Genomic DNA, 25,744 nt, shown 5'->3' on the forward strand with positions numbered 1-25,744 from the left:
CTGCGCTGCCGCGGGTTTCGGCAGGTTTCGGTCAAGGCCGGGCCTATGGCATTGCCAAGCCCGTTGCTGCCGTCCTTAATGCGCCTTGTGTGCGGATAGGGTGGACGATGGGCAGGCGCGGGACGAAGGGCGGGGCGCGATGGGCGTTCTGACCGTGATCGAGGTTTCGGGAGACCTTACCGCTGCGCGGCGGTCGGCCCTTGCTGCGGAGTTGGCGCAGGCGGGTGGGGCGGTGCTGCTGCGGATCGCCTCGGCCGGGCTGCCCGAGGCGGAATTGGGCGTGGCTGCGGCCGTTGCCGAGGTGGCGGCGCTGTGCGAGGCCATCGAAAACCGCACCGCTGCCGTTGTTGCCGTTTTGTCGGGTCAGGTGCGCGGGGCTGCGCTGGAGCTGGCCCTTGCCGCCGGGGCACGGGTTGCGCGACAGGGCGCGGCCTTCGGATTTTCCGACGCGGGGCTGGGGCTGGTGCCGGGGGCCGGCGCGACGCAGCGCCTGCCGCGGCTGGTCGGTGCGGCCGAGGCTTTGCGCATGTTGCAGGACGGGGCCGAGGTCGATGCCGTGACGGCGTTTGCGACCGGATTGGTCGATGCGCTGGCCGAAGGCGACGGAGTGCAGGATGCCGTCCGGCTGGCGGGGGCGCTGCCTTTGCGCAAGGGCATTCGGGACGGGCGGGCCTATCTGGCCACGGTCGCGGCGGCGCGGGGGGCGGCCAGAACGCCGGCACAGGCGCGCATCGTCGATTGCGTCGAGGCGGCGTTGATGCTGCCGCACGGGCCGGGTCTGGCCTTTGAGCGGGTGACCTTCGAGGACCTGTGCGCCAGTGCGGAAACGCAGGGTTTGCTTCATGCGCGGCGGGCCTTTGCCGTGGCGGCGGACGCGGCTGTGCCGGTGGCGCGGCTGGGCATCTGGGGGGCTGCGGCACCTGCGGTGGGCCTTGCGGTGGCGGCGCTGCGGGCGGGGCTGGAAGTGCAGCTTGCCGCCGAAAGCCGCGAGGCGGTGGTCAAGGCGCTTGCCGATGTGGCCGAGCGGCAGGAGGCCGAGGTTCAGGCGGGCCGGATGCTGCCCGAGGCGCGCGAGGCGGAATGGGCGCGGCTATTGCCGCAGGTCGGGGCCGCAGGGTTGGCGGGCGTCGATCTGACCGTGATGACCGAGGCGGGCGCCGTGGCGGGGCCGCGTCTCGCCTATGGCGTGGCGCTGGCGGATGTGCCGGTGCTGACGCGGTTCGAAAGCCTTGCCGAGATTGCCGCCAATGGCGCGGCCCCCGACCATGTGGCGCGCGGCGCGGGCCTTGCGCGGGCTTTGGGCTGGGTGCCGGTCGTCACGCGGCAGGGGGGGCCGGTGGTGTTGCGTCTGGCGACCGCCTTGGCCGAGGCCGTCGCTTGGGTCGAGGCGCAGGCGGCCGCACAGGACGCAGGGCGGGGAGTCGGGCGGGCCGCACTGGCGCAATCGCTGGCGGCGCAGGGCATCGCGGGCGAGGGTGCCGCGCGGGCCGGAGTGGCGGACGGGATTGCGCTGCGCTGTCTTGCGGCCCTTGCGAACGAGGGGGCGCGTCTGGTCGGAGAGGGGATCGCGCCGAGTGCCGCGCATGTCGATGCGGTGGCCATTGCCGCAGGGCTGATGGCGCGCTGGACCGGCGGGCCGATGCATCAGGCCAACCGTCGCGGGCTGATGGTGCTGCGGCGCGACCTGCGGGGCTGGGCCGCTGACGATGCGGCCCTGTGGACCCCCGCGCCGCTGATCGACGCGCTGATCGCCGAGGGGCGCGGGTTTACTTGAGGATCACGCCGACGATCACCAGCATCAGCCCGAAGAACGACAGCGCCAGCGCGCCGAGGTTGATGGCGACCACCTTTTGCAGGCGCTTGCGGATTTCGTCGTCCGGCAGGCCCGATTTGCGGGCCTTGAAGGCCAGCGCGATGCACCAGCCCAAACCCGCCACCCCGACGAGCGACAGGACCGCGCCGCTCCAGATCAGATAGTCCATGCCATGCGCCCCTGCTTTTCCGCCCCCGCACCTAGCGCGGGTGCCCTTGCGAGGCAAGATGGCAGCCGCTGCCGCTTGAACCCGACGGGGCAGGCGGGGTAGGGAGGGGGCGCGCGTTTTCCCCTTTTGCCATGAGGCCATGATGAGCGACCCCAACGACGCCTATAACGTCACCGCCGACGAGCTGCGCCAGTTCATCGAACGCTACGAGCAGCTTGAAAGCGAGAAGAAGGACGTGGCCGAGCAGCAGAAAGAGCTGATGGCCGAAGCCAAGGGGCGCGGCTATGACACCAAGGTGCTGCGCAAGGTCGTGGCGCTGCGCAAGCGCAAGCCAGACGAGATTGCCGAGGAAGAAGCGGTTCTCGAGATGTACAAGCAGGCGCTTGGCATGACCTGACGGAGCGCCGCGCCTGTGCCGCGCCTGCCGTGCTTGCCGCGCGGGGCGCGGGGGGCGTGGGCCTAGGCGGTGTCGCGCGCCGATATCGTGCGGGCGACGGTGCGGGCGATCTTGCCTGCGACGATATCCCAGTCGAACCGCGTGGTGGCGCGGGCAAGGCCTGCATCGCCCAAGCGGCGGCGAAGGGGCGCATCGGTGCAAAGATCCTCCATCGCGCGGGCGAGGGCCGCGCTGTCGCCCGGCGGAAACAGCCGGCCTGTCACGCCCTCTTCGACGATTTCGTCAAGCGGGGGCTGGTCGGGGCAGAGGCAGGGCAGGCCCTGCGACATGGCCTCGATCAGCACATCGCCCCATGTCTCGAAGCGCGAGGCGATGACGAAGGCGTCCGAGCTGCGGAACAGGCTGGCGAAGAGCGCGGGGTCGGGTGCCGCATGGACGGTGACGCCCTGTGGCAGGTCGGGCGGTGCATCTGCGGTGACCATGACCAGTTCCGCGAAAGGCTGGCGCGCGCGCAGGCGGCGGAAGGCATCGAGGACGATATCCCCGCCCTTGCGCAGGAAGGATTTGCCGACGAAGAGAAAGCGGACAGGGCGGTCGGGCGGGTTACGGTCGGCCGCTGCGGGCGGAAGCGGCAGGTTCGAGCCGCCGCCGACCACCTCGATCCGGTCCGGTGCGATGCCGTAATCGCCGGTGATGGCGTCGGCGACGAAGCGGCTGCGGACGCAGATGGCGGCAAGCCCCTCCATCGCGCGCTGTTCCTGTGCGATGCGCCGCGCGGACAAGGCACCGTCTAGCGGGTGGCGCAGGCGGTTGGCCAGACGGGCGGTCAGGGCTGTGGTGTAGTCGGTGTAGGTGATGACGGGCGCGCCGCCGGAATGGCGTGCGGCATCGAATTTCAGCCCGAAGGTCACGAAGCAATCGACCGGCGCGCCCTGCTGCCGGACCTTTGCCGCGAAGGCTTTGCCATAGGCGTCGAAGGTGGCGGGATGGCTGTAGAAGGTCTCGCGCCAGATGCGGGTGTCGGGGCGGAAGGCGCGGGCCATGCAGAGCGCGCGCCGCCATCCCCAGATGTCGACATCCCAGAACTCGACCTGCGGCAGGTGGCGGCGCAGGGCGGCGAAGGCCGAGCCGTATTTGACGCCTTGCAGACCCTTGGAGCTGCCCTGCACCAGCACGACCACGCGCCGCGCCGCGGTTGCAGGATCGCCATCGGGCAGGGCGGGGGGCTGCGACATGGCCTTCAGTTCCTGACCGGATTCCAGAGGGTGCTGCGATGGCCCGCGACATAGCGGACCAGTCCGGCGGCCATTGCGGCGTTGGACATGGCGAAAAAGAAAAGCTGACGGACGAGCGGCAATTTGCGGAACGGCAGGAAAAGGGCGGCCGCAAGGATCACGGCGTAGCCCGCAAGCTGGAGGGTCGCGGCAAAGGCGTAGAACCCGCCCCGTCCGGCAAGGGCGAGATTGGCAAGACAGCAGACCAGCAGCAGGAAGGGTGTCAGGCGGCGCAGGAATTTATGCGAGAAAAGCTGCCAGGCGTAAAAGCCGTGGTTCAGCGGGTTCAGCAACTGCCGGTGCGCCATCAGCGCGCGCCATCCGCGTTCGGTCGAGCGGATGCGGCGGCCCATCTCGCGGCGGGCGCGTTCGGTCACCTGCTCGGTCGCGATCACGCGCGGATCGAAGGCGAGGCGGCTGCCCGAGGCCACGACGCGGACGGAATTGTAGAAATCGTCGGCGCAATCGTCGCGGAAGGGGGCCACGAACTCCTTGCGGATCGCGTAGAACGAGCCTTGGGCCGAGACCGCCCCGCCAAGCCGCGTTTCGGCGCGTTTGAGGGCCTGGTCATAGGTCCAGTAGAAGCCCTCGCCCTTGCCGATGGAGCCTGCCTTGGCGGTATCGACGCGGATTTCGCCGCAGAGGCCGCCGATGGCCGGATCGGAGAAGCAGTCGGCCATCGCGGCAAGCGCGCCGGGCGCGACAAGGCTGTTGGCATCGGTGAAGATGACGATCTCGCCCGTTGCGAGCGGCAGGATGCGGTTGAGGGCGAGCGCCTTGCCGCTGCGGCCTTCGGGCACGACAAGCGTGACGCGGGGATCGGTGATCCGGCGCAGCTCGTCAACCGTGCGGTCGGTCGAGCCGTCGGAGACGACGACGACCTGCACGTCAAAGCCGCCCTCGTCGGCAAGGGCGAGGCAGTTCGCCACCTTGTCGCGGATGCAGGCTTCCTCGTTATGCGCGGCGACGAGGAAGGAAAACGAGGCCGGACGCGGGCCGGTCGGCTGCGCGTCGCGACCCAAGAGGCGGGCCAGCACCAGCAGGGCCAGCGGATAGCCCGCGATGACATAGACGAGCAGGGCAAGGCTGATCCAGAACAGGGCTGCGGTCATCGGCTGTTCTCTTCTATCAGCCGCAGCAGGTCGGCGGCGTTGTTGTCGAGGTTGTATTCGTCAAGCACTTGCGCCCTGCCGCGCGCGGCAAGCGCCTGTGCCGCGGGGTAGGCGTCAAGGACCTGCGTGATGCGGGCGGCAAGGTCGGCGGCATCGCCGGGGGTGAAGAGAAAGCCGGTCTTGCCGTGCTGGACCAGTTCGGGAATGCCCGACAGGCGCGAGGCGATGACGGGCGCTTCGGCGGCGAGGGCTTCCATCGAGACGACCGGAATGCCTTCGGAGCGGTTCAGGCTGTCGGTGATCGAGGGGATGACGACGAGGTGGGCGGAATACATGGCGGCCTTGACCTCGGCCATCGTGGCCGGGCCGTGGAAGGTGACGCGGCCGGGCAGGGTGCGGGTGGCGAGCTGTTGCAACTGCGCCATTTCGGGGCCGCCGCCGTGAACGTTCAGGTGCCAGTCGGGCCGTGCGGCCAGACGGGCGAGGGCGTGCAGAAGGATGTCGACACCCTTGCGCGGCAAAAGGGCGCCGACGAAGGTGATGTTGAAATCCGTGTCCGCCGCCTTGGGCTGGCGTTCGGGGGCAGGGAAGCGGGCAGGATCGACGCCGCAGCGGATGACGCGCAGCTTGGCGCTGTCAAAGCCGGGGATGCGGGCGAGAAAATCGCGGTTGAAGTCGGAAATGGTGCGCACGAAGCGCGCCTTGCGGGATTTCTCGGCCAGCAGGCTTTGCGACACGAAGATGTCGTACATATGGGCCGAAAAGCTGAAGGGCAGGCCGGACAATTCCGCAGCAATCCATGCCGCCGTTGCCGGATGGGTGGCGAATTCGGCGTGGATATGGTCGATCCCTTCGGCCCGCGCATAGGCGGCGAGGGCTGCGGATTTGGGCAGGATGGCAAAGCTTTCGGCAAGGCGGCGCGGCTCGCGCCACATCTCGGCGACCAGTTTGGCGGTGATGGTCGCCATTCTGACCGGATGGCGCAGCAGGGCGGCCAGAAAGGGGCCAAGCGGCAGCCAGGGAAAGGTGAAGCCGCGCTCGACCACGGGCCGCGCCTCGTCATGGACGATTTCGGCGTGGCGGAAGGGTTTGAGGTGGAACACCCGCGCGTCATGCCCTTGGCGCAGGTAATGCAGCACATTCGCGATGGCGAAGGTTTCGGTGATCTTGGGAAACTCGCTGACGACGACAAGGATTTTCATATGTCCGCTCCGGCAAGGCGGCTTGGTCCCGTTGCGGGGGAGGGGGGAAGAAGGACGGAAAGGTATTGGTCGATGATGTGGTCGGTGTCGAAGCGGGCCAGCATGGCATCGGAGGCGGGCGGCAGCGGTCGGGCAAGGCTTTCGCGGATCGCCTCGGCAAGGGCGGGCGCGTCCCCCACGGGCACGAGCCTGCCCCAGCGCCCCTGTTCGAGGATTTCATCCGGTCCGGTCGGGCAATCGGTGGCGACGACCGGCGTGCCGACCGCCAGCGATTCGAGCAGAACGCCGGGCAGGCCCTCCCAGCGCGAGGACAGGACGAAAAGATCGGCGGCGGCGAGTTCGACGGGCAGCGACGGGACGAAACCGGGAAGCGAGACGCGCGCGCCAAGGCCAAGGTCGTTCACCTGCGCCTGAAGCGCCGGGCGGTCGGGGCCTTCGCCAAAGATGACGAGCCGCGCGGGCGAGGTCTGCGCGAGAAGGGCGAAGGCGCGCAGGAGGGTGGGGAAATCCTTTTGCGGTGCAAGGCGCCCTGCGGCCACGAGGACCGGGGTTGTCCTGTCGCGCAGCCACGGATGGCGGGGCGGGGTTGCGGCCATGTCGCGCAGATGGCCAAGCGGCAGCGGGTTGTAGATCGTGCGGCGCCGGTCGGCGGGCAGGGCAAGGGCGGCGGCGAATTCGTCCTGCATGGCGCGCGAGACAAAGGTGACGCAGGCCGCACGCGGATAGAGCAGCCGCGCCAGCGCCCGCTTTGCCGCACGCTTCGCGCGGCTGCCCGATGCGAGCATCATGGTGATGCTGTTGTGTTCGGCCACGACGATCCGCGGGGCGCCGCGCGCAAGACGGGCCGCGACGAGCGTGGCCAGATTGGCATGGGTCAGCGCCGACAGGACCGCATCGGGGCGATCGGTGCGGAAATGGCGGACCAGCGCCGGAATGGCGCGACCGAAGCGCGGCACGTCGAGGTCGAGAAGCCGGACCCCGGCCGAAAGATCGGCAAGGCAGGGGCCTTTGGCCTGACCTGCGATCATGGTCGTGTCAAAGCCGCGCGCTGCAAAGGCGTTGGCAAGGGTGACCATGATCCGTTCGGCACCGCCGCCTCCGAAATCGGGAAGCACGAGGGAAAGCTTTGGCGTCACCGCCATGATGGGTCCTGACACGAGACTACGATGCTTTTTCTGCAACGACAGGGGGGTGGTGTTAAAGTAAATTAACAAATCCCGATGGTGATTTGCGCCCGAGTGTTGCTGCCGGATGCTGGAAAGTGCCGTTGCCGGGGCGGTATGCCGCACGACGCCTTATCGCTTTGCCCGTTCCTTGCGCCGGCGTGACGCAATTTTGAGCAGCATGCGGGCGGCCATGGTTTCGATGCCGTCCGGCTTTCCCCTGAGCTGCCAGATCAGCCAGAGCGTGCCGCAATAGGCGGCGAGGCCACCGGATCCGGCAGCGAGAAGCCGCAGAAGATGAAGCGGGTGCCAGCGTTGCGCGATATCGGGCATGGCCGCAAGGATCAGGCCGGAGGCGAGGCCGAGCATTGCCGTCGCTGTCGCGATGCGCAGGACGCCGGAGGCCACCTCGCGCCAGTTTCCGGTCACGTCGCGGGCCGCGACGACGAAGGAATAGGCGCAGGAGACGGCCGTGGTCAGGACCACCGCCACGGCGACACCGCCAAGGCCGAAGGTCTGCGCGGCGAAGGCGACGCTGGGGATGAACACGGCCAGCCCGATGGCCTGACGCAGGGCCACGAGGCGGGTGTGGCCCGCCGCGAGGATCGAGCTTGCCGGTGCGGCGGCGGCGATGCCGAAAAGGGCGTTGGCGCTGAAGAGTTGCAGGAAGAAGGTCGTCGGCGCCCATGCCGCACCCAAGGCGAAGGACACGAGGTCTTTGGCACAGAGGGCGAGCAGCAGGCTTGCCGGTGCGCCGATCAGAAGTGCCGCCTGCGTGGCCGAGGACAGGGTTGCAAAGGCCAGCACGGCGCGCGCGCCTGCATCGTGGCGGTGGTCGTGGCTGACGAATTTCGAGAACAGCGCGACACGGAAGGCGCTGGCAAGTTCGGTCCCGATCAGTTCGGCCAGCATCTTTGCGAGGTAGTAGGGGCCAAGCGCCGCCGCACCGGCGTATTTGCCGATCAGGAAGACATCGGCCCTGAGCAGGATCTGGAACAGGACGTTCTGCACCATGAGCCATGCCGAATGCTGGCCGATGTCGCCCAGTGTCGTAAGGCCCAGCCGCGGGCGGCGCGGGTGCATCATGTAGCTGACCAGCACATCGACCATCCGCTGCACGACATAGCCGATCACCACGGCCCAGAAGCTTTGCGTCAGGATGGCTATGACCACCGAAACGACAAGCGCCACGAGGCGGCTTGCCACGTTCGCGATGAACACCTTGCGGAAATCCATCTCTTTGAAGAACTGCGCCATGCCGACGTTGACGAAGCCGCCGATGGCAAGCGACAGGGCCAGCAGGTAAAGCGGGGCGATGAGCTTGGGATCGCCGTAGAAAGCCCCGATCCACGGCGCGCCAAGGGCAAGGCCCGTCCCGCAGAGCAGGCCACGGATGATCTGGAGCGTCCAAGCCGTGTCGTAAAGACCGTCGTCCTGATCGCGCGAACGGATGAGCGAGAAGTTGACCTTCATGTCGGTGATCGCCTCGACGAAGAGGACGATGCTCATCACGAGGACCGCATGGCCAAAGTCGGCGGGCAGGAGGATGGCCGAAAGCACCATCGTCCGCCCCACGCCGAGGGCGCGCGCGACCCAGCGGGAGCCGACAAGCCAGCCAACCGCCCGGCCAAGGGGGCGCTCTGCCGTTCCATCGTTCACGGCCGGGTTCCCCGTTTGCAACCGGATGCCACTTTTTGCGCCTTTTGGACCATGCCGACACGAATTCGGCAGCGTTACAGACCGAGGGAGTCACCTCGATTAAATTTGTATGTTAAGCAAGTTTAATAGATATATTTCAGGTGATTTCGAGGGGGATCGTAGCGGTGTTGAAGGTGTTGGGCAAAGTGGCAGGCGGCCGGATGCGGCGGTTTGCGACCTTCGCGGCTGTGGTATCCGTTTTTGCGGGGACAGTCGTGCCTGACGGTGCCACGGCAGGGCCATTCGGCAGTTTTGGCGGGGCATCCTGCGCGCAGCTCGCAATGCCGAGGGTGCCTGCCTACAAGCGGGTGGTGCGTGATCTCGACGTGACGCGCACGCTCGACATCGAGGGGCCGGAGTGGAACGACACGCTGGTTCTGGGCTGCAACGTCCACAAGGTGCGGGGCGACGGTATCCGCATCCGCAACGTGCGCAACCTGACGATCCGTGGCTGCCATATCAGCGACATCAAGGGGGTGGGGATATTGCTGCGCTCCACGGGCGGCACCTCGGGTGTGTGGCTGGTGGACAACCTGATCGAAGGCACGGATTCCGACGGGATCGCCGCCGCGCAGCGGGCCGAGGACGGGGTTGACCATACCGGCCTTGTGATCGGCTGGAACCGGATCGACACGACCGGACGGCGCGGCCATGACGGACGCCAGCACGGGATCTATTCGCAAGCCTCGGACGCGGTGATCGTGTCGAACAGGATCAGCGGCCCGCGCGAGGGCAACGGCATTTCCGTGCGCAGCTCCTCGCTTGTGGCCTGCAACACGGTGTCGGGCACCTCGCGCGATGACAAGCCGGGCATCCGCTATTACGCGGACCATGTGACGGGGCCGTCAAAGGCGCTGATCATCCGGGGCAACAGGGTGACGGGGTCGTCGGTCGGGATCGACATCATGGACCCGCCGGGGCGCAATGCGGACCGGATGGATGACATCGTGCGGTCGGTCGAAGTGACCGGAAACCGTTCGGAACGCTTCGTCCTGACCATCGCGCATTTTTGGCTGAAGAATAAACTTATCAAGCTGTTGCAGAAGAATAATGAAGAAATCCAGAAGTAGTCTCTTCGACCGTTCCAATGAAACGGCAGCGCTTGCCGACAAGGCGGCCGCGTTGCGCATACAGGCGGCGCGTGCCTATCCCGCGCCGGATGCCGCAGCCAACCGCGCCGCCGAGGCCGTGCCGCTGCGTGCGCCCCAGCCTGTTGCCAACCGCCCGCCCAAGCCTGTTGCCAACCGTCCGTCCGAGCCTGTCGCCCTGCGCCCGCCCGCAGGGGGCGAGACAAGCCCCGCAGCGGGCCGCTTTCCGCCGCTGGCCCCGCCCGACGACCGGGCCGGGGACGAACCGCTGTTCGACTTTGGCGGGTTTCTGGCATGGTTCAACCGTGCCAAGCTGTGGATCGCGCTGTCCTGCGCCGCCGTCGGGCTTGCCGGATTTCTTATGGCGCGGCAGGACATGCAAAGCAGCCCCGTGTTCACGAGTGCGACGGACATCCAGATCTTTCCCGGTGACCTGCAACTGGAATTCGCGCGCAAGGCGCTGGGCGGGTCGCGCGATGCGCAGACGGCATCGGTCGTGCGCAGCCTGACCGAGGAATTGACCGGCGATGGCGTGCTTGCCCGCGCCGTCGAGATCGCCTTTGCGGAGCGGCCCGCGCCCGAGGTTGCCGCCAAGCGCAAAGGTCCGCTGTCACGCTGGTCGGAATGGCTGAACTACGGGCAGTTGCCCGAGGCGGCGGCTGATCCGCTGGCCCCCTATCGCGAGGCGTTGACGATCGATTCCATCGACGGCTCTTTCGTGATGCGGATTTCGGCGTCGATGGGTGATCCGCAAAGCGCCGCCGATCTGGCGAATGCGGTCTATGCCGCCTATTCGGAGCGGCGCATGGCCGCGCGGGACGAGGCACGAGAGGCGTTGCGCGCGAGCTATGCCGCCAAGATCGAGGATGCGCGCGAGGAACTGGATGCGCTGATCCGGCGCGAGATCGAACTGGACCGCGAGGTTGCGCCGGCCGCGCCGGTTGCGGCGGCGGGGGCAGGGGCAGCGGCGGCAGTTGCGGCTGCCCCTTCGGTGAAGGCGGTGGCCGAATTGCGGGCGAACCTGCAGAATCAGGATGCCTTGGTGCGGTCGATCGGCGCGCTGCGAAGCGAGCTTGTCACGCGCGAGATCGACAATACCAACCTTGGCGGCGATGCATCGGTGCTGCGCAGGGCGGTGCCCCCGGTCGTGCCGGACGGGGCGACGCCGCTGATGACGGGCTTTGCCTATGCGGTCGGCTTCTTCCTGTTCCTGATCGGCGTGCTTGTGCTTGGATCTTCGGGGTCGGCGCTGGCGCGGCGCATGACGAAAGCGGGCGCGAAGCGGTGACGCGCGGGCGGGCGGAAGGACAGTCGGGGGCGGGGGTGGCCGTCGTTCTGGCGCTTTTCGCCGGTCTGTGGCTGGGGCTTGCGGCAGCGGTTTCGGCGGTGCTGGGCATCGCGCGTGCGGATGCCGCGCCTGCGGTGGTGCTGGCCCCCTTTGCCCTTGCCGGACTGGCAAGCCTGCGCTGGCCGCATCGGGCCGTGCCGATGCTGCTGCCGGGGCTTCTGGTGTTCTTCAAGGTCAACGATGCCCTTGCCGAAACGGTGGGCGGCACGGTCACCAACGATACGCTGGCCGCAGCCCTTGCGCTGTGGCTGCTGTTCCGGCTTGGCCGTGACCAGCTGATCGAGACGGTTCTGGCGGGGCGGCTGTTCCTTATTCTGCTGGCCGGTCTGGCGGGGGTGCTTCTGGTGTCGTCGATCAATGCCGTGGACCGGGCGCAAAGTCTTGCCACGAGTGCCATCTTTGGCAAGGATGTCGCCCTTGCCATCCTGCTTGCGCTTTCGATCCGGACGCGGCGGGATCTGGATGCGCTGATCGACTGGCTGATCCTTTCGACGGCCTTTTGCGCCGTGATCATCCTTTACGACACGATGCAGGGTGCGCCGCTGTTCCCCGGCGACAAGATCGCGACATGGCAAGGGGCGCTGAGGTCGAGCGGGGCTTCGACCGAATCCGTGCCGGATGTGGCGGCCCTGATCCTGATGGGGACGATCCTTGCCGGAACCAATGCCGCCCGCAAGGCAAGGGGGCGCTGGCTGCATATCGGGGCGGCGATCCTTGGGGTGGCGGCGGTTCTGGCCACGATCAGCCGCGCGCCCTTTGCGGCGCTGCTGGTCATGGCGGGGCTGTTTCTCTATCGCCACCGCCACGAGGCCTATTTCGCGAAAGCCGTGAGCCTGTCGCTGGCGACGCTTCTGGTCGCGGTGCTGACCTTGGCGCAGCCTGTCATCTCGAAGTTCGGAGCGGTCGCCGCGCCGTCCGAGGACCGGACCGTGGCACGTCGGCTGAGCTATCAGGAGATCGGGATCGACCTGTTCGGACAGGCACCCTTCCTCGGGATCGGGGCGGGCAACTATGCGGTCCATTTCGCCTCGGACGAGTACCGCTTTGTCGGGGGGCGCGGCAGCGAGGCGCGGCCGTTGCACAACATCTACCTGCAATATGCCACCGAAACCGGACTTCTGGGTTTCGGCTATTTCATCGGGCTGGTGGGGGCCATCGCTGCAACGCTGCTGCGGGGCACGCGCAGCGGCGAGGAGACGATCGCCGGACAGTCCGAGGGGTTGTTGCTTGCGCATATCTCGATCTGCGCGCTGCTTCTGGCGCTGTCGTCGAAATCCTTCCTTGGCCTGTGGCTGCTGGTCGGCTTTTCCATCGCCCTTGCGCGGTTGATGCGCAAGCACGGGCCGCCGGGCGGGGCGTTGCAGCCCTGAGCGTCAGGCCGCGAGGAAGGTGACGCCTTCCATCTGGCGGATGCGGGTGATGTCGCGCTGGTAGCCGCTGTTCAGATCATCGAGCAGGGATTCGTCCCAGCCGGGAAGTTCGAATTCGGTTTCGATCTGGTCGGGCAGGGCGAATTTGTCGAGGAAGGCCGAGACGATCCGCCGCCGCTGCGCGACCGAGCTGGGCGGGTTGGAGGAGAGATAGCCGTTCATCCGCGTCAGCCCCTCGGGCGACATGATGCTGGTCAGCAGTTCGTCGGTTTCGGCAAGCTGGGTGTCGGGGGCGTGGCCCGAGACGTTCTGCAACACCTCGGGCCATATCAGGGGGGTGTCCTCGTCGCACCAGATGGTGAGCGGGGCGTCGGGGTTGAGGGTGCGGATCTCTTCGACCATGCGGCTCCAGCTGAGGGCGCGCGGGTCGGCGGTGCCGATGAATTCCTCGTAGGGTTTGCCGCGCTGCTTGGCAAAGAGGGCGGGCAGGAAGCTGGCCGGATTGCGGATGGCAAGGTGGAACTCGGCCTCGATCTCGGGGAAGATCTGGGTAAAGGCGCGGATGCGTTCGCCTGCGGCAGGGTAAAGGCGGCGGTCGCGGATCGCCCATTGCGGATAGGAGAGGAAATTGTCCCATGACAGGATCAGCCTGTCGGCGCGGTCCTCGTCCATGATCTGGTCAAGGACAAGCGCCTGCGTGTCGCGCGATGCGGCGCGGCCCTTGAGCGTGATCGCCGTGTCGCGCAGGAGCGCGCGGTAGCGGGTGGGGCCGGGGACCACGATGCCCTGATGGCCGAGCGTGGCGCGGTTCTTCCACAGGCAGCGGATGAGACGTTCCTCATCTGTGCAATGGGCGCCGAGGTGATACACGATACGCATGGATGACTGTTCTGCCGTCTGCCCGTTTCTTGGCCCTGACTATACGGGCTTTTCTGGACAGGGAAACCGCTTTCGGCTAGATCGCCTGACATGATGTCCGACCAAAACACTCAAGTTAGGGGCGCGTGGCAGGGGGTCCGGCTGGATGGCTGGTCGCTCGGGGCTGCGCTGATTGCCATTGTGGTGCTGGCGCCGATGGTGGCGGTGGTCTGGATCGCCTTTCATCCGACCGAGAACATCTGGCCGCATCTGCTGGCGACGGTCTTGCCGCGCTATTTCACCACGACGCTGACGATGATGCTGGGCGTGGGGGTGCTGACGGCGGCGATCGGGACGGGGGCGGCGTGGCTGGTGGTGATGTACCGCTTTCCGGGGCGGGGCTGGCTGGACCATGCGCTGCTGTTTCCGCTGGCGATTCCGGCCTATGTCGGGGCCTTTGCGCTGGTGGATTTCCTGCAATATGCGGGGCCGGTGCAGACAGGGCTGCGCGCGGCGATGGGCTGGCAGACGGCGCGGGACTACTGGTTCCCCGAGGTGCGGTCCGAGGGCTTTGCCATTCTGGTGCTGGCCTTTGCCTTTTACCCCTATGTCTACCTGCTGGCCCGTGCCGCCTTCCGCGAGCAATCGGGCTGTTCCTACGAGGTGGCGCGGGCGCTGGGTGCGGGCCCCTGGGGGCTGTTCCTGCGCGTGGGCCTGCCGCTTGCGCGGCCTGCGGTGGCGACGGGGGTGGCGCTGGTGCTGATGGAGACGGTGGCCGATTACGGCACGGTCACCTATTTCGGCGTGCAGACGCTGACGACGGGCGTGTTCTCGACCTGGCTCAACGGCAACAACGCGGGCGGGGCGGCACAGATCGCGGGGGTGATGCTGGTGCTGATCTTCCTGCTGGTCGCGACCGAACGCATCAGCCGCCGCCGCGCGCGCTTTCACCGCCAAAGCCGCGCCTCGCGCCCTGTGGCGCCGCTGGCGCTTGAGGGCGGGCAGGCGTGGCTTGCCACGGGGTTGTGCCTGCTGCCCTTTGGTCTGGGGTTCGTCCTGCCTGTGGCGGTGATGCTGGTGCATGCCTTTGCGGCACCCGGCGTGTGGCTGGCGCCCGGGCTGGGCGAGGCCTTGGGCAACACGCTTTTCGTGGGCGGGGTCGCGGCCCTTGTGACGGTGGGGGCGGCGGTGTTCCTTGTCTACGGGGTGCGGATGGCGGGGCGCGGGCTGGCGCGGGTGGTGCTGCCGCTGACGACGCTGGGCTATGCGGCGCCGGGCGCGGTGCTGGCGGTGGGGATCCTCATTCCGCTGGCGGCTTTGGACAACCGTGTCGCCGATGCGGTGCTGGCGCTGACGGGGCATGATCCGGGGTTGATCATGACGGGCACCTCGGGGGCGCTGATCCTTGCCTATGCGGTGCGGTTCTTCGGCATCGCGCAGGGGGCGGTGGATGCGGCCTTCGGGCGGGTCTCGCCGTCGCTGCCGATGGCGGCGCGGTCCTTGGGGCGGTCGGCGGGAGGGGCGCTGCGGGCGGTCTACCTGCCGTTGATGCGCGGCTCGGTTGCGACGGCGCTGCTGGTCGTTTTCGTCGATTGCGTAAAGGAATTGCCCGCGACGCTGCTGTTGCGGCCGTTCAACTACAACACGCTGGCAACACGGGTGTTCGAGCTTGCCAGTCTTGAGCGCCTGTCCGAGGCGGCCCCCGCCGCGCTGATGGTCATGGCCGTGGGCCTGTGCGCCGTGGCACTGCTGGCACGGGCGAACCGCTAGGCCAAAGGCCGGAACATCAGGGAAATGGTGCCCCCAGCAGGACTTGAACCCGCGACCCCCTGATTACAAATCAGGTGCTCTACCAGCTGAGCTATAGAGGCGTGGGCAGGGATGTAGCCCTATTGCGGCAAGCCTGCAAGAGGAAGGCGCGGGGTGGGGGGCGACGTTACACTTTCGGATCGGCCTGCGGGGAACCCCGGCGCGCATAGAGGACGGCGGTGCAAGCGGCGAGTGAGACCATCAGCAGTTCGCCGCCGTCCTCGATACGCCCCAACGCCTGCCGGAGCAGTTTGACAAGATGATCGTTCCGGTCGAACACGATCTTCGTGACGGAATGGATCAGGTCCATGCCGACGGCAAAGAAGACCAGACCCGCAAAGACGAGGGCAAAGACGAGGTAGATGCCCAGTTCGTCCTTTTGCATGCGCAACAGACACCATGCGAGAGGGGGCAGGAACAGGATGCCGGCGATGCCCCAGGCGACAAGTTCGCCGATGTCTTCTGCGCCCTTCGACAGGCCATATCTTTGCAGGCTATGTTCGATCACCTCTCCGAGGCGTTCGTGATACGAAAAGGAGTCGTCGAAGGTGATGAAGCCGAAGAGCAATGCGAAGAAGAGGAAAGCCTTTTTTCCGGTTTTGCCGAACGAGTAGAGGCAGGCCGCAGCACAGATGAATTCGACGACATACATGAAGATTTCGGGCAGCGCCCCGTCCTCGGTCAGAGAGAACATGTGGTCTGCCGGCATGCGGACACCCTCGGCGCGGAACAGGTCGCGCAGGACGGTCAGTCCCAGAAGCAGCAGCGCCGCCCCCATGATGACCAGAAAAGCGTTGCGGCAAGCACGGTCGTTGCGCAATTGCGCGCGCATTTGCGCGAGTTCCGATTTCAACCCGTTGTAATAGGAGAGCATCCGATGCCCTTCGCCACGGCCCGCCGCACCGGCGGGCGTGAGCCGGAGCCGGATCATACTCCCGTGCGGCGGACGAGGGCGACGAGGGCGGTGTCGAACAGCACCCGGATGTCGCCGCGCAGGGATTTGGAGGCGATGTAGTCCAGATCGATCTTGCAGCGCTCGACGAAATCGGTCGGCTTGTCGCGCATCACCTGCCATGTTCCGGTTATGCCCGGACGCACGGCGAGACGGGCGCGCTGCCACGGTTCGAGGTGCTGGGGCGGGCAGGAATTGGCGCGAGGGCCGACAAAGGACATGTGGCCGCAGATCACGTTCCAGATCTGGGGCAGTTCGTCGAGATAGGTCTTGCGCATCCAGCGGCCCGGACGGGTGATGCGCGGGTCGTCCTTCATCTTGAAGCCCGCCGCCTGCGCGAGGGGCTGGCCGCAGAGGTCGGCTTTCAGGCTTTCGGCATCCGGCACCATCGTGCGCATCTTGACGATGCGGAAGGGCTTGCCGTCCTTGCCGTAGCGGGTTTGCAGAAAGAAGGCGGGCGCACGCGGATTGTCGAGTTTGACAACCAGAAAGAGAATGATTACCAATAAGGCAATGGCGGGCAGCGCTACGATGGCAATGGCCAGATCGAAGGCGCGGTACTTGAACGACAGGCCCGTGTCGGGGCGGCCCACAGGCGGGCTTCGCTTGGCGCTTGCCGAACGGCCGGGGCTTACGCCCTTGCTTTGAAAACGATCCCCCGGGAAATAGACCATCGCAGACTCCGGCCAATAGATACGTGGCGCTCCAAGGCTGTGGCAGAGCCTTTGAGCGGTGGTGAAATGCAGCCTTGGACCCATACCTTTGGGCGTAGTTAATACGTATTAACGTAACGAAAGACTTGTCTACGCTTTCGACACAATTTGGTCATATTTCTTTTGGTCCGGACGACTTATCCACCGTTTTGCAACCTTTTGGTGAGGTTCACAGGCAAAAATGGCCTATTTGCGAGAGTCCGATCTGCCTTTGTTTTGCCATAATTCGCGCGGCCCGTTCGCAAACCGCCTCGTTTTTCGCCATCTGCGGGCTTCGGGCCGCAAGGGGGCTGCGGAAGGCGGGACTGATTCGCCGCGCTTTCGAAAGGTGGCGGGCCGGCCATCTTTCGGGTGTTTGCGGACTTGACAGACCCGATCCGAAACTGACCAATTGGTCTACATCATGGTCGGGCCGATGCAGCCTGCCGGACAAAATCCTGACGGGGAGTCATTCATGAATCTTGATCCGAAACTTTCGCGCTTCGGCTCGGCCGTGCTTGTGGCCCTGCTGGCGACCTCGGCGCCGGCGGCGCTTTTTGCCGAAACGCCCGCCGATACGCTGGTGATTGCGGATGCCATCGACGACATCGTGTCGCTCGACCCGGGCGAAGCCTATGAATTCTCGGGCCTCGACGTGGTGAACAACACCTATGACGGGCTGATCGAGCTTGACCCGACCAAGGTGGGCGAGCTGGTGCCCGGTCTGGCGGAAAGCTGGGCGGTGGACGAGGCGGGCACCACATTCACCTTCAAGATGAAGTCGGGTGTCACCTTCAGCTCGGGCAATCCGGTGACGGCGGAAGATGCGGCATTCTCGTTGCAGCGCGCGGTCAAGCTGAACAAGTCGCCGGCCTTCATTTTGAACCAGTTCGGCTGGACGGCCGAGAACGTGGACCAGATGGTCACGGCGAGCGGCGATACGGTGACGCTCAAGACCGACAAGGCCTATGCGCCGACCTTCCTTTACAACTGCCTCACCTCGGGTGTGGCGTCGATCGTCGACAAGGCCACGGTCATGGCCAACGAGGTCGATGGCGACATGGGCAACGCCTGGTTGCACAACAACTCGGCAGGGACGGGGGCCTATATCCTCAAGTCGTTCAAGCCGAACGAGGGCTATCTGCTCGAGGCGCGCGCGGGCTACTGGCGCGGCGATGCCAAGATCAAGAACGTCTTCATGCGCCATATCCCAGAAGCGGCGACCCAGCGGTTGCAGCTTGAAAAGGGTGATATCGACATCGCGCGCGAGCTGACGCCCGTGGATATCGAAGGCATGTCGGGCAATGCCGATGTGAAGGTGCAGCAGGATGTGGGCGGGCAGATCTTCTATCTGTCGTTCAACCAGAAGAACGAGGCCTACAAGAACGAGAAGCTGCTGGATGCGATGCGCTATGCCATCGACTATCAGGGCATGGCCGACACCTTCCTGAAGGGCAACATGGTCGTGCATCAGGCCTATCTGCCCAAAGGATACCTCGGGGCGCTGGACGACACGCCCTACAGCCTCGACATCGAAAAGGCCAAGGCGCTGATCGCGGAATCGGGCATCACGCCGCCCAAGGTGGTGATGGATGTGCGCAACTCGTCTGACCGGATGGAAATGGCGCAGTCGATCCAGAACACCTTTGGTCAGGCGGGGATCGAGGTCGAGCTGAACATCGGGGAAGGGGCAGAGCAGCTCAAGCGTTACCGTGCGCGCCAGCATGACGCGACGCTGCAAAGCTGGGGGCCGGATTATCCGGACCCGCATACCAACGCCTCGGCCTTCTCGATGAACGCCGACAACTCGGACGATGCGCAGACCGGTGGCCTTGCATGGCGCAACGCCTATGATCCCGGCCCGCTGCATGCGATGACGGAAGCGGCGGTGATGGAGCGTGACGGGGCCAAGCGCGCGTCGATGTATGCCGAAATCCAGCAGAAGCATCGCGAGACCTCGCCCTTTATCGTGATGTTCCAGATCGGCTACCAGACGGGGATGCGGGCCAGCGTGTCCAACTTCTTCACCGGCGGGGCGACCGACTCGGCCGCCTATTGGCTGATCACCAAGTAAAGCGTGGGCCACCCCCCCCGGCACGGGCCGGGGGGAGCGGCTTGCCCGATGGCAATGAACACATCCCTTCTGAACGGTCGCCTGCGCATGGTGCTGGGCTTTGTCGTCTCGCTTGTCGTGACGATTTTCGGGCTTTTGCTCGTCACCTTCATCATCGGTCGCGTGGTGCCGATCGACCCGATCCTGTCCATCGTGGGCGAACGGGCGACGCAGGCCCAGATCGAGGCGGCACGAGTGGCGCTGGGGCTGGACAAGCCGCTGTGGCAGCAGTTTTTCATTTACGTTTTCAATGCGTTCCAAGGCGATCTTGGCATGTCGATCCGCACCGGAGAGCCGGTGATCGACGCCGTGACGCGGCATTTCCCGGCCACGCTTGAACTTGCGACCATCGCCACGATCCTTGGTGTGATCGCGGGGGTTCCTGCGGGGGTTCTGGCCGCGACCCGCCCGGGCAGCATGGCCGACCATGTGGTGCGGCTGGTGGGGCTTATGGGTTATTCCATGCCGGTGTTCTGGCTGGGGCTGATCGGGCTTTTGGTGTTTTACGGACAGCTTGGCTGGGTCGGCGGTCCGGGGCGGTTGGACGCCATGTATGACATGATGTATGATTTCGAGGTGCCGCAGCGGACGGGGATGATCCTGCTCGACACCGCCTTTGCCGGGCGTTGGGACATGTTCGCCAATGCGATTTCCCATATCATCCTGCCCGCGGGGCTGCTGGGCTATGTGTCGATGGCCTATATCAGCCGGATGACGCGGTCTTTCATGATGAACGAGCTGGGGCAGGAATATATCACCACCGCGCGCGTCAAGGGGATGCCCGAGCGGCGGGTGATCTGGGTCCATGCGATGCGCAATGTGCTTGTGCCGCTGATTACGGTGGTGGCGCTGTCCTATGCCTATCTTCTGGAAGGGTCGGTCTTGACCGAGACGATTTTCGCCTGGCCCGGGCTTGGCAGCTATATCACCGATGCGCTGATGGTGGCCGATATGCCCGCCGTGCTGGGCGGGACGGTCGTGGTGGGTGTGGCCTTTGTCGCGCTGAACATGGTGTCGGACCTTCTTTACCGCCTTGTCGATCCGAGGGCGCGGTAATGGGGGGCGCGGTGATGGCGGGGGTGATGGCATGGCTGCGCGAGCAGAACCCGACAAGCCGCGCGCAGGCGCGGGCGGGGCAATGGTTCCTTGGCTGGCTGCGGCTGAAGCGCAATCCGCTGGCGATGGTGGGGCTGGCGATCATCGTTGTCTTGCTGGTGGTTGCCGCCTTTGCGCCGCAGCTTGCGCCGCATGATCCCATTGCGCAGAACCTGCGCGAGCGGTTGTTGCCGCCGCTGACGGACGGGCATCTGCTTGGCACCGACGATTTCGGGCGGGATATCCTGACGCGCATCCTTTATGGCGCGCGGATCACGCTTTACATCGTGGCCCTTGTGACGGTGACGGCGCCTGTGGTGGGCCTGATGATCGGCACCGTGGCCGGATATTTCGGCGGCTGGGTGGACGAGGTGTTGATGCGGACGACCGACATCTTCCTTGCCTTTCCGCGGCTTATCCTTGCGCTGGCGCTGGTTGCCGTGCTTGGCCCCGGCATCGAGAATGCCGTGCTGGCCATCGCCCTGACCGCTTGGCCGCCCTATGCCCGCGTGGCGCGGGCCGAGACGCTGACGGTCAGGAATTCCGACTATATCGCTGCCGTGCGCCTGCAAGGGGCGGGGGCGGCGCGGATCATCTGGGGCCATGTGGTGCCGATGTGCCTGCCGAGCGTGATCATCCGCGTGACGCTGGACATGGCGGGTGTGATCCTGACGGCGGCGGGGCTTGGTTTTCTGGGCCTTGGCGCGCAGCCGCCGCTTTCGGAATGGGGGCTGATGATCAGCGCGGGGCGGAAATACCTGTTCGAGCAGTGGTGGGTTGCGACCATGCCGGGGCTGGCGATCTTTATCGTGGCGCTGGGGTTCAACCTGCTGGGCGACGGGTTGCGCGATGTGCTGGACCCGCGGAGTGCAGGGAAATGACGCTTCTGTCGGTGAAAGACCTGCGCGTGACATTCGACACCGAGGCGGGCGTGGTCGAGGCGGTGCGGGGCGTGAGCTTTAGCCTTGGGCGGGAACGGCTTGGAATCGTTGGGGAAAGCGGTTCCGGCAAGACCATGACGGGGCGGTCGGTGCTGCGGTTGATCCGGCCTCCGGGGCGGATCGACGCCGCCGAGATGGTGTTTGACGGGCAAGACCTGATGAAGGCGAGCGAGCGCGAGATGCGCGCCCTGCGCGGGCAGCGGATCGCGATGGTGATGCAGGACCCGAAATACAGCCTGAACCCCGTGATGCAGGTGGGGGCGCAGTTGATGGAAGGCCTGCGCCAGCGCGACCGTCTGGGCGGGGCCGAGGCGAAGAAAAAGGCCATCGCCGCGCTGGAGGCCGTGCAGATCCGCGACCCCGAGCGGGTGATGGCGGCCTATCCGCATGAACTTTCGGGCGGGATGGGGCAGCGGGTGATGATCGCCATGATGCTGATCCCCAATCCCGACCTGCTGATCGCGGACGAGCCGACGAGCGCGCTTGATGTGACGGTGCAGGCCGAGGTTCTGTCGATCCTTGACGGGCTGGTGCGCGACCGGGGGATGGGGCTGATCTTCATCAGCCACGATCTGCGGCTGGTGGCGCGGTTCTGCGACCGTGTGCTGGTGATGTACAAGGGCAAGATCGTCGAGGAACTGGCGGCGCGTGACCTCTTGGCGGCGAAACATCCCTATACGCAGGGGCTTCTCAACTGTCTGCCACGGATCGGGGGCGACCGTGGCCCCTTGCCGGGGCTTGACCGCACGGCGGATTGGGCGCGGGCATGATCGGGGTTCGGGGTCTTTCGGTCACGTTCCAGAGCAAGGGCCGCGAGGTGCGGGCGGTCGAGGATGTGAGCCTTTCGGTTGCCAAGGGCGAAAGCTTCGGGCTGGTTGGGGAAAGCGGGTCGGGGAAATCGACGATCCTGCGGGCGATCTGCGGCTTGGCGCCGGTCACGGCGGGCGAGATCGAGATCGGCGGCGCGCCTGTGCCGACCCCGCGCGGCAAGGGCTTTGCCGAACGGGTGCAGATGGTGTTTCAGGACCCCTACGCCAGTTTGCACCCGCGCCACACGATCGACCGGACCCTGTCGGAGCCTTTGGCGATTCACGCTGTGGGCGATACCGACCAGCGCGTGATGCAGGCGCTGGCGGATGTGGGGCTACCGACCTCGTTCCGGTTCCGCTATCCGCACCAGTTGTCGGGCGGGCAACGGCAGCGGGTGGCGATTGCGCGTGCCCTGATGTTGCAGCCGCAGGTCCTGCTGCTGGACGAGCCGACAAGCGCGCTGGATGCCAGCGTGCAGGCCGAGACGCTGAACCTTTTGTCACGCTTGCGCGACGAGCGGGGGCTGACCTTTCTGATGGTGTCCCATGACCTCGCCGTGATCGACCATATGTGCGACCGCGTTCTGGTCATGCAGCATGGCCGCGCGGTCGAGGAGATGAGCCGCGCCGATCTGGCGGCGGCGCGGATGAAGACCGATTACGCCCGCAGCCTGTTTGAGGCCAGCGCCGACCGGATGCTGGGGTAGCGCCCTCTGTGCCACAGGGGGCGGGGCGCCTGCCGCGCAAAGGGATTGCGGGTTTGACCCGAAGGGCCGGGTCGCGCTAGCCTTTTGGCAACAGCCCCGCGAGAGGGCGCGGGGCAGGGGTATGGATTTGCGCGTGGGCTTGGCCTTGGTTGCGGCGTTCCGATCATGACGGATGCGGAAGAGATCGTCGCGGTGAAGCCGTCGCGGGCGCAGCGGCCCGATCCGGTTGCGACTGCGGCCGAGGCTGCGGGCAAGGACAGCTTCTTTCTGCGCGGCGGGTTGGTTGACGCGTGGTTCGAGCGGCGGTCGGATGTGCTTGTGGTCAGTTTCGACAACCTCGCCTCGGTCGGGGAATACGAGCCGGCCCAGCCCTGGCTTTACGCGCGGGCGGAAAAGGCGGGCGTTTCTTTGCTGGGGCTGATGGCAAGCCGCAAGGACTGGTATCGCAACGCGGATACGGCGGCGCTTATCTGCGCCTTGCGCGATGCGGGGCTGTTCGCGCGGTTCCGGCGTGTGGTCTTTGTCGGCGCTTCGATGGGCGGTTTTGCGGCCTGTGCCTATGCGCGGCTGGTGCCGGATGCGGCGGTGCTGGCTTTCAGCCCGCAAAGCACGCTGGATCGCAAGCGCGCACCCTTCGAGAAGCGCTACCGCTACGGCGCGAAGAAATGGGACTGGACGGGCGATTTCTCGGATGCGGCGGGGGTGGCCGACGGGCGCGAGATCACGCTGGTCTACGACCCCAAGGTGCCCGAGGACCGCGCCCATGCGATGCGGCTGGACGGGGCAGGGGTAAGGCATCTGCCGGTGCCGCGCACGGGGCATCGGGCGATCCGCTCGCTCAAGTCGCTTGGCGTTCTGGACGGGCTGGTCGAGGGGACGATGCGCGGCGATTTCGATGCGGTCGCGTTCTGGCGCGGGTTCAGGGCGCGGCGGGGCGACGTGGGCTGGCAGCGCGCGATTTGCGCCGAGGCGGTCGAACGCGGGCACCAGCCGCTGTTGCGGCGGGCGGTGGCGGCGATGGTCCGCGCCTATCCCGATCTGGGCTTTCCGCGCCGCGAGGCGAAGCGACTGGCCGGTGCGGTGCCGATGCAGCACCTGCCGCCGAAGCTGGTCCATGTGACGGCGGGCAACCCGCAGGCGCCGTTCAGCGGCGCGATCGAAGAGATCTCGCGCGCGCTGGTGGTGCCCGAGCGCGCGCATGACCGGAGCCTTGCCTCGGGCGTGCTTTACGCGGGGGGGCGTTATGCGCCCCTGTCGCAGGCGTGGATCCGTGCCCGCAAGCCCACGCCCGAACCTGTGCTTTCCGCCGACGAGCCGGTGGTCGACCTTGCGGGGCGGCATCTGTTCGCGGGGCATTTCCGCGGGCATTTCGGGCATTTCATGGTGGAATCCACGGCGCGGCTTTGGGCGCTGGACCATCTGGATGGCAAGATCGACAGCATCCTTTACCTGCCCTATCGCGGGGCCACGGGGGCGAACCTGCGGGCGATGGACGGGATGGATGCGTTCTTCCGCCTGCTCGGGGTCGAGGTGCCGGTGGTCGCGCATCCGACCGCGCTGCGGGTCGAGCGGCTGGTCCTGCCGGAACTGGGGTTCGGCTGGAACGAGCGCTATGCCGGATCGCCCGCCTATCGCGCGTTCATGCAGGGGCGTCTGCGCGGGGCGGTGCGGGCCGAAGGGGGCGAGCGGCTTTACATCTCGCGCGCGCGGCTGAACGCACAGCGCGGCGGGATTCTGGGTGAGACGGTGATCGAAGAGAACCTTGCCCGCGCCGGATACGAGGTGTTCCACCCCGAAAAGCACAGCCTCGAGGTGCAGATCGCGCGCTATCGGGCGGCGCGCAGGATCGTGGCGCTGGACGGGTCGGCGCTGCATCTGGCGGCTTATGTGGCCGAACCGGGGACCGAGGTTGCGATGGTCCTGCGCCGGTCACGGGCGAATGCGGCGGATTACATCCTGCAATTCCGGTCTTTTTGCGGGGTCGATCCGCAGGTGATCGACGTGATCCGGCATGACTGGATCGGCGCGGACGCCTCGCGCGTGGATTTCCGTTCGGTCGGGGAAATCGACTTTGACGCGCTGTTCAGGGCGTTGAAGGCCAAAGGTTTCCTGCCCAAGAGTTTCCGCCCCGACACGCCCGATGCCGCCACCGTGGCCGAGATGCTGGCCCGCTTTCAAGAGAAGCGCGGCGCGATGCGGACGCTGGGGGCGGGAGAGTTGCATCTCGACGCCGAGGAGGGCGCATGAGCAAACCCCGCCTGACGATGTTCTTTATCGTGGAGCCGCCGAAATACCAGCTGATGGCCTGTCATCTGGCGGCCTCGATCCGTGCCAACTTTGGAGACAGCGTGGCGATGGTGGGCTATTGCCCCGCGCATCGGATGGCCGAGCTTTCCCCCGATGCCGTTTCGGTTCTGGGCCGGATGGGCTGCGAGCTGCGTCCGATGCAGACCGAAGGGCGCTTCGATCCGCCCTATCCGCACGGCAACAAGATGCTGGCGGCGCTCGAGCGGCGCGAGACGGAGTATTCCTGCTTCCTTGACAGTGACATCCTGTTCCTGCGCCCCAATTCGGTCGAGAACCTGATTTCGGCCGGAAAGGTGAGCCTGACGCCCGCCGCGTCGATGGGATGGGCGGGGCAGGATATCTGGCCCGTGATCTATGCCGCAGCAGGGCTCGGGATGCCCGCCGAACGCATCCGCCTGATGAACCAGCGCAAGGGGGCGGACCGGATGCCCTATTTCAGCAGCGGGTTGTTCTGCTTTCCCGAAAACCATGTCGACGCGCGGGGGATGCGCTTTGCCGAGGTGTGGATGGAGGTGGCGGCGGCGATTGACGCCGCGCCGGATGTTCCGGCCAAACGCCCCTACCTCGACCAGATGACGCTGCCTTTGGCGATCCGCAAGGCGGGGCTGGACTGGAACATCCTGCCCAAGGAGCAGCACTGGATTCTGGGCGGGATGAAGCGGGGCCAGCCCTTGCCCAAGGACCGCGAGATTTTCACCGTGCATTACCGGAACTGGGACATCGTCAAGGAATACGGGCTGTCGCGGCAGGCCAAGGACATGCTTCAGGCCCATGCCGGTGTGCGGCGGATGGCGCAGATCGGCAAAGGGGCCGAGGCGGCGGAGTGA

General features: G+C 66.4%; 22 protein-coding genes and 1 tRNA gene. 13 read left to right on the top strand and 10 right to left on the bottom strand.

Annotation, left to right across the window (positions count from 1 at the left end):
- Window positions 1-139: 139 nt before the first annotated feature.
- Window positions 140-1,774 (top strand): enoyl-CoA hydratase-related protein, encoded by a 1,635-nt coding sequence (locus H7F16_RS06795; RefSeq protein ID WP_185796833.1) that lies wholly within the window; start codon window positions 140-142, stop codon window positions 1,772-1,774.
- Here the strand turns inward: H7F16_RS06795 and H7F16_RS06800 are convergent.
- Window positions 1,767-1,982 (bottom strand): hypothetical protein, encoded by a 216-nt coding sequence (locus H7F16_RS06800; RefSeq protein ID WP_185796834.1) that lies wholly within the window; start codon window positions 1,980-1,982, stop codon window positions 1,767-1,769. The two genes, H7F16_RS06795 and H7F16_RS06800, sit on opposite strands and share 8 nt — an antisense overlap.
- A 142-nt stretch (window positions 1,983-2,124) precedes the next feature.
- Between H7F16_RS06800 and H7F16_RS06805 the strand changes: the two genes are divergently transcribed.
- Window positions 2,125-2,379: a DUF2312 domain-containing protein gene (locus H7F16_RS06805; RefSeq protein ID WP_185796835.1), complete on the top strand. Its 255-nt coding sequence runs from the start codon at window positions 2,125-2,127 to the stop codon at window positions 2,377-2,379.
- 62 nt (window positions 2,380-2,441) lie between these two features.
- On the opposite strand, the gene H7F16_RS06810 is transcribed toward H7F16_RS06805, so the two are convergent.
- The 5 genes from H7F16_RS06810 to H7F16_RS06830 form a co-directional block, all read right to left on the bottom strand.
- Entirely contained in the window at window positions 2,442-3,614 is a 1,173-nt protein-coding gene (locus H7F16_RS06810; protein ID WP_185796836.1) for a glycosyltransferase family 4 protein, read from the bottom strand.
- 5 nt (window positions 3,615-3,619) lie between these two features.
- Complete coding sequence (locus H7F16_RS06815; RefSeq protein ID WP_185796837.1) at window positions 3,620-4,765, bottom strand: glycosyltransferase; 1,146 nt, start codon at window positions 4,763-4,765, stop codon at window positions 3,620-3,622.
- Window positions 4,762-5,967 carry a glycosyltransferase family 4 protein gene (locus H7F16_RS06820; RefSeq protein WP_185796838.1) on the bottom strand — a complete coding sequence of 402 codons (1,206 nt, stop codon included), beginning with the start codon at window positions 5,965-5,967 and terminating at the stop codon, window positions 4,762-4,764. Before H7F16_RS06820 ends, H7F16_RS06815 begins: the two co-directional genes overlap by 4 nt.
- Window positions 5,964-7,124: a glycosyltransferase gene (locus tag H7F16_RS06825; RefSeq protein WP_185796839.1), complete on the bottom strand. Its 1,161-nt coding sequence runs from the start codon at window positions 7,122-7,124 to the stop codon at window positions 5,964-5,966. Before H7F16_RS06825 ends, H7F16_RS06820 begins: the two co-directional genes overlap by 4 nt.
- A gap of 138 nt (window positions 7,125-7,262) precedes the next feature.
- A complete protein-coding gene (locus H7F16_RS06830; protein ID WP_185796840.1) occupies window positions 7,263-8,789 on the bottom strand; it encodes an oligosaccharide flippase family protein in 1,527 nt (508 codons plus the stop codon).
- Between the two features lie 320 nt (window positions 8,790-9,109).
- On the opposite strand from H7F16_RS06830, the gene H7F16_RS06835 reads away from it, so the two are divergent.
- From H7F16_RS06835 to H7F16_RS19980, 3 genes are read left to right on the top strand one after another with little or no spacing between them, the layout of a single operon-like run.
- The gene (locus tag H7F16_RS06835; RefSeq protein ID WP_185796841.1) at window positions 9,110-9,898 is read left to right on the top strand and encodes a right-handed parallel beta-helix repeat-containing protein; all 789 of its coding nucleotides are present in this window, start codon (window positions 9,110-9,112) and stop codon (window positions 9,896-9,898) included.
- Window positions 9,879-11,204: a GumC domain-containing protein gene (locus H7F16_RS06840; RefSeq protein ID WP_185796842.1), complete on the top strand. Its 1,326-nt coding sequence runs from the start codon at window positions 9,879-9,881 to the stop codon at window positions 11,202-11,204. The genes H7F16_RS06835 and H7F16_RS06840 overlap by 20 nt, the downstream gene beginning before the upstream one ends.
- Window positions 11,201-12,634 (top strand): O-antigen ligase family protein, encoded by a 1,434-nt coding sequence (locus H7F16_RS19980; protein ID WP_185796843.1) that lies wholly within the window; start codon window positions 11,201-11,203, stop codon window positions 12,632-12,634. The genes H7F16_RS06840 and H7F16_RS19980 overlap by 4 nt, the downstream gene beginning before the upstream one ends.
- A 3-nt stretch (window positions 12,635-12,637) precedes the next feature.
- On the opposite strand, the gene H7F16_RS06850 is transcribed toward H7F16_RS19980, so the two are convergent.
- The gene (locus tag H7F16_RS06850; RefSeq protein ID WP_185796844.1) at window positions 12,638-13,513 is read right to left on the bottom strand and encodes a hypothetical protein; all 876 of its coding nucleotides are present in this window, start codon (window positions 13,511-13,513) and stop codon (window positions 12,638-12,640) included.
- Between the two features lie 93 nt (window positions 13,514-13,606).
- Between H7F16_RS06850 and H7F16_RS06855 the strand changes: the two genes are divergently transcribed.
- A complete protein-coding gene (locus H7F16_RS06855; protein ID WP_185796845.1) occupies window positions 13,607-15,262 on the top strand; it encodes an ABC transporter permease in 1,656 nt (551 codons plus the stop codon).
- Window positions 15,263-15,287: 25 nt separating this feature from the next.
- Here H7F16_RS06855 and H7F16_RS06860 read toward each other — a convergent pair.
- The 3 genes from H7F16_RS06860 to H7F16_RS06870 form a co-directional block, all read right to left on the bottom strand.
- Window positions 15,288-15,363, bottom strand: a tRNA-Thr gene (locus H7F16_RS06860).
- Window positions 15,364-15,428: 65 nt separating this feature from the next.
- The gene (locus H7F16_RS06865; RefSeq protein WP_185796846.1) at window positions 15,429-16,232 is read right to left on the bottom strand and encodes a hypothetical protein; all 804 of its coding nucleotides are present in this window, start codon (window positions 16,230-16,232) and stop codon (window positions 15,429-15,431) included.
- Window positions 16,229-16,927: a sugar transferase gene (locus H7F16_RS06870; RefSeq protein ID WP_185796847.1), complete on the bottom strand. Its 699-nt coding sequence runs from the start codon at window positions 16,925-16,927 to the stop codon at window positions 16,229-16,231. The genes H7F16_RS06865 and H7F16_RS06870 overlap by 4 nt, the downstream gene beginning before the upstream one ends.
- A 493-nt stretch (window positions 16,928-17,420) precedes the next feature.
- On the opposite strand from H7F16_RS06870, the gene H7F16_RS06875 reads away from it, so the two are divergent.
- The 7 genes from H7F16_RS06875 to H7F16_RS06905 all read left to right on the top strand — a co-directional run bounded on the left by H7F16_RS06875 (window position 17,421) and on the right by H7F16_RS06905 (window position 25,744).
- On the top strand, window positions 17,421-19,019 hold the full coding sequence (locus H7F16_RS06875; protein ID WP_185796848.1) for an ABC transporter substrate-binding protein: 1,599 nt from the start codon (window positions 17,421-17,423) through the stop codon (window positions 19,017-19,019).
- Window positions 19,020-19,073: 54 nt separating this feature from the next.
- Entirely contained in the window at window positions 19,074-20,114 is a 1,041-nt protein-coding gene (locus H7F16_RS06880; RefSeq protein WP_241741334.1) for an ABC transporter permease, read from the top strand.
- Window positions 20,114-21,034 carry a nickel transporter permease gene (gene nikC / locus H7F16_RS06885; protein ID WP_185796850.1) on the top strand — a complete coding sequence of 307 codons (921 nt, stop codon included), beginning with the start codon at window positions 20,114-20,116 and terminating at the stop codon, window positions 21,032-21,034. Before H7F16_RS06880 ends, nikC begins: the two co-directional genes overlap by 1 nt.
- Entirely contained in the window at window positions 21,031-21,864 is an 834-nt protein-coding gene (locus tag H7F16_RS06890) for an ABC transporter ATP-binding protein (protein WP_185796851.1), read from the top strand. The genes nikC and H7F16_RS06890 overlap by 4 nt, the downstream gene beginning before the upstream one ends.
- On the top strand, window positions 21,861-22,610 hold the full coding sequence (locus tag H7F16_RS06895) for an ABC transporter ATP-binding protein (RefSeq protein WP_185796852.1): 750 nt from the start codon (window positions 21,861-21,863) through the stop codon (window positions 22,608-22,610). Before H7F16_RS06890 ends, H7F16_RS06895 begins: the two co-directional genes overlap by 4 nt.
- A 165-nt stretch (window positions 22,611-22,775) precedes the next feature.
- Complete coding sequence (locus H7F16_RS06900; RefSeq protein WP_185796853.1) at window positions 22,776-24,857, top strand: glycosyltransferase family 61 protein; 2,082 nt, start codon at window positions 22,776-22,778, stop codon at window positions 24,855-24,857.
- Window positions 24,854-25,744, top strand: coding sequence for a hypothetical protein (locus H7F16_RS06905; RefSeq protein ID WP_185796854.1), 891 nt, complete (start codon window positions 24,854-24,856; stop codon window positions 25,742-25,744). Before H7F16_RS06900 ends, H7F16_RS06905 begins: the two co-directional genes overlap by 4 nt.

It is taken from the genome of Paragemmobacter straminiformis (genome assembly GCF_014243445.1).
Lineage (GTDB): Bacteria > Pseudomonadota > Alphaproteobacteria > Rhodobacterales > Rhodobacteraceae > Paragemmobacter > Paragemmobacter straminiformis.

Excerpts from the sequence above, each read along its gene's own strand:
- H7F16_RS06805 (WP_185796835.1), top strand. The coding sequence starts at position 2,125 with ATGAGCGACCCCAACGACGCCTATAACGTCACCGCCGACGAGCTGCGC.
- H7F16_RS06880 (WP_241741334.1), top strand. The coding sequence starts at position 19,074 with ATGAACACATCCCTTCTGAACGGTCGCCTGCGCATGGTGCTGGGCTTT.
- H7F16_RS06865 (WP_185796846.1), bottom strand. The coding sequence starts at position 16,232 with ATGATCCGGCTCCGGCTCACGCCCGCCGGTGCGGCGGGCCGTGGCGAA.
- H7F16_RS06800 (WP_185796834.1), bottom strand. The coding sequence starts at position 1,982 with ATGGACTATCTGATCTGGAGCGGCGCGGTCCTGTCGCTCGTCGGGGTG.
- H7F16_RS06900 (WP_185796853.1), top strand. The coding sequence starts at position 22,776 with ATGACGGATGCGGAAGAGATCGTCGCGGTGAAGCCGTCGCGGGCGCAG.
- H7F16_RS06795 (WP_185796833.1), top strand. The coding sequence starts at position 140 with ATGGGCGTTCTGACCGTGATCGAGGTTTCGGGAGACCTTACCGCTGCG.
- H7F16_RS06890 (WP_185796851.1), top strand. The coding sequence starts at position 21,031 with ATGACGCTTCTGTCGGTGAAAGACCTGCGCGTGACATTCGACACCGAG.
- nikC (WP_185796850.1), top strand. The coding sequence starts at position 20,114 with ATGGGGGGCGCGGTGATGGCGGGGGTGATGGCATGGCTGCGCGAGCAG.
- H7F16_RS06820 (WP_185796838.1), bottom strand. The coding sequence starts at position 5,967 with ATGAAAATCCTTGTCGTCGTCAGCGAGTTTCCCAAGATCACCGAAACC.
- H7F16_RS06870 (WP_185796847.1), bottom strand. The coding sequence starts at position 16,927 with ATGGTCTATTTCCCGGGGGATCGTTTTCAAAGCAAGGGCGTAAGCCCC.
- H7F16_RS06835 (WP_185796841.1), top strand. The coding sequence starts at position 9,110 with ATGCCGAGGGTGCCTGCCTACAAGCGGGTGGTGCGTGATCTCGACGTG.
- H7F16_RS06875 (WP_185796848.1), top strand. The coding sequence starts at position 17,421 with ATGAATCTTGATCCGAAACTTTCGCGCTTCGGCTCGGCCGTGCTTGTG.
- H7F16_RS06810 (WP_185796836.1), bottom strand. The coding sequence starts at position 3,614 with ATGTCGCAGCCCCCCGCCCTGCCCGATGGCGATCCTGCAACCGCGGCG.
- H7F16_RS06815 (WP_185796837.1), bottom strand. The coding sequence starts at position 4,765 with ATGACCGCAGCCCTGTTCTGGATCAGCCTTGCCCTGCTCGTCTATGTC.
- H7F16_RS06905 (WP_185796854.1), top strand. The coding sequence starts at position 24,854 with ATGAGCAAACCCCGCCTGACGATGTTCTTTATCGTGGAGCCGCCGAAA.
- H7F16_RS06840 (WP_185796842.1), top strand. The coding sequence starts at position 9,879 with ATGAAGAAATCCAGAAGTAGTCTCTTCGACCGTTCCAATGAAACGGCA.
- H7F16_RS06850 (WP_185796844.1), bottom strand. The coding sequence starts at position 13,513 with ATGCGTATCGTGTATCACCTCGGCGCCCATTGCACAGATGAGGAACGT.
- H7F16_RS06895 (WP_185796852.1), top strand. The coding sequence starts at position 21,861 with ATGATCGGGGTTCGGGGTCTTTCGGTCACGTTCCAGAGCAAGGGCCGC.
- H7F16_RS06855 (WP_185796845.1), top strand. The coding sequence starts at position 13,607 with ATGTCCGACCAAAACACTCAAGTTAGGGGCGCGTGGCAGGGGGTCCGG.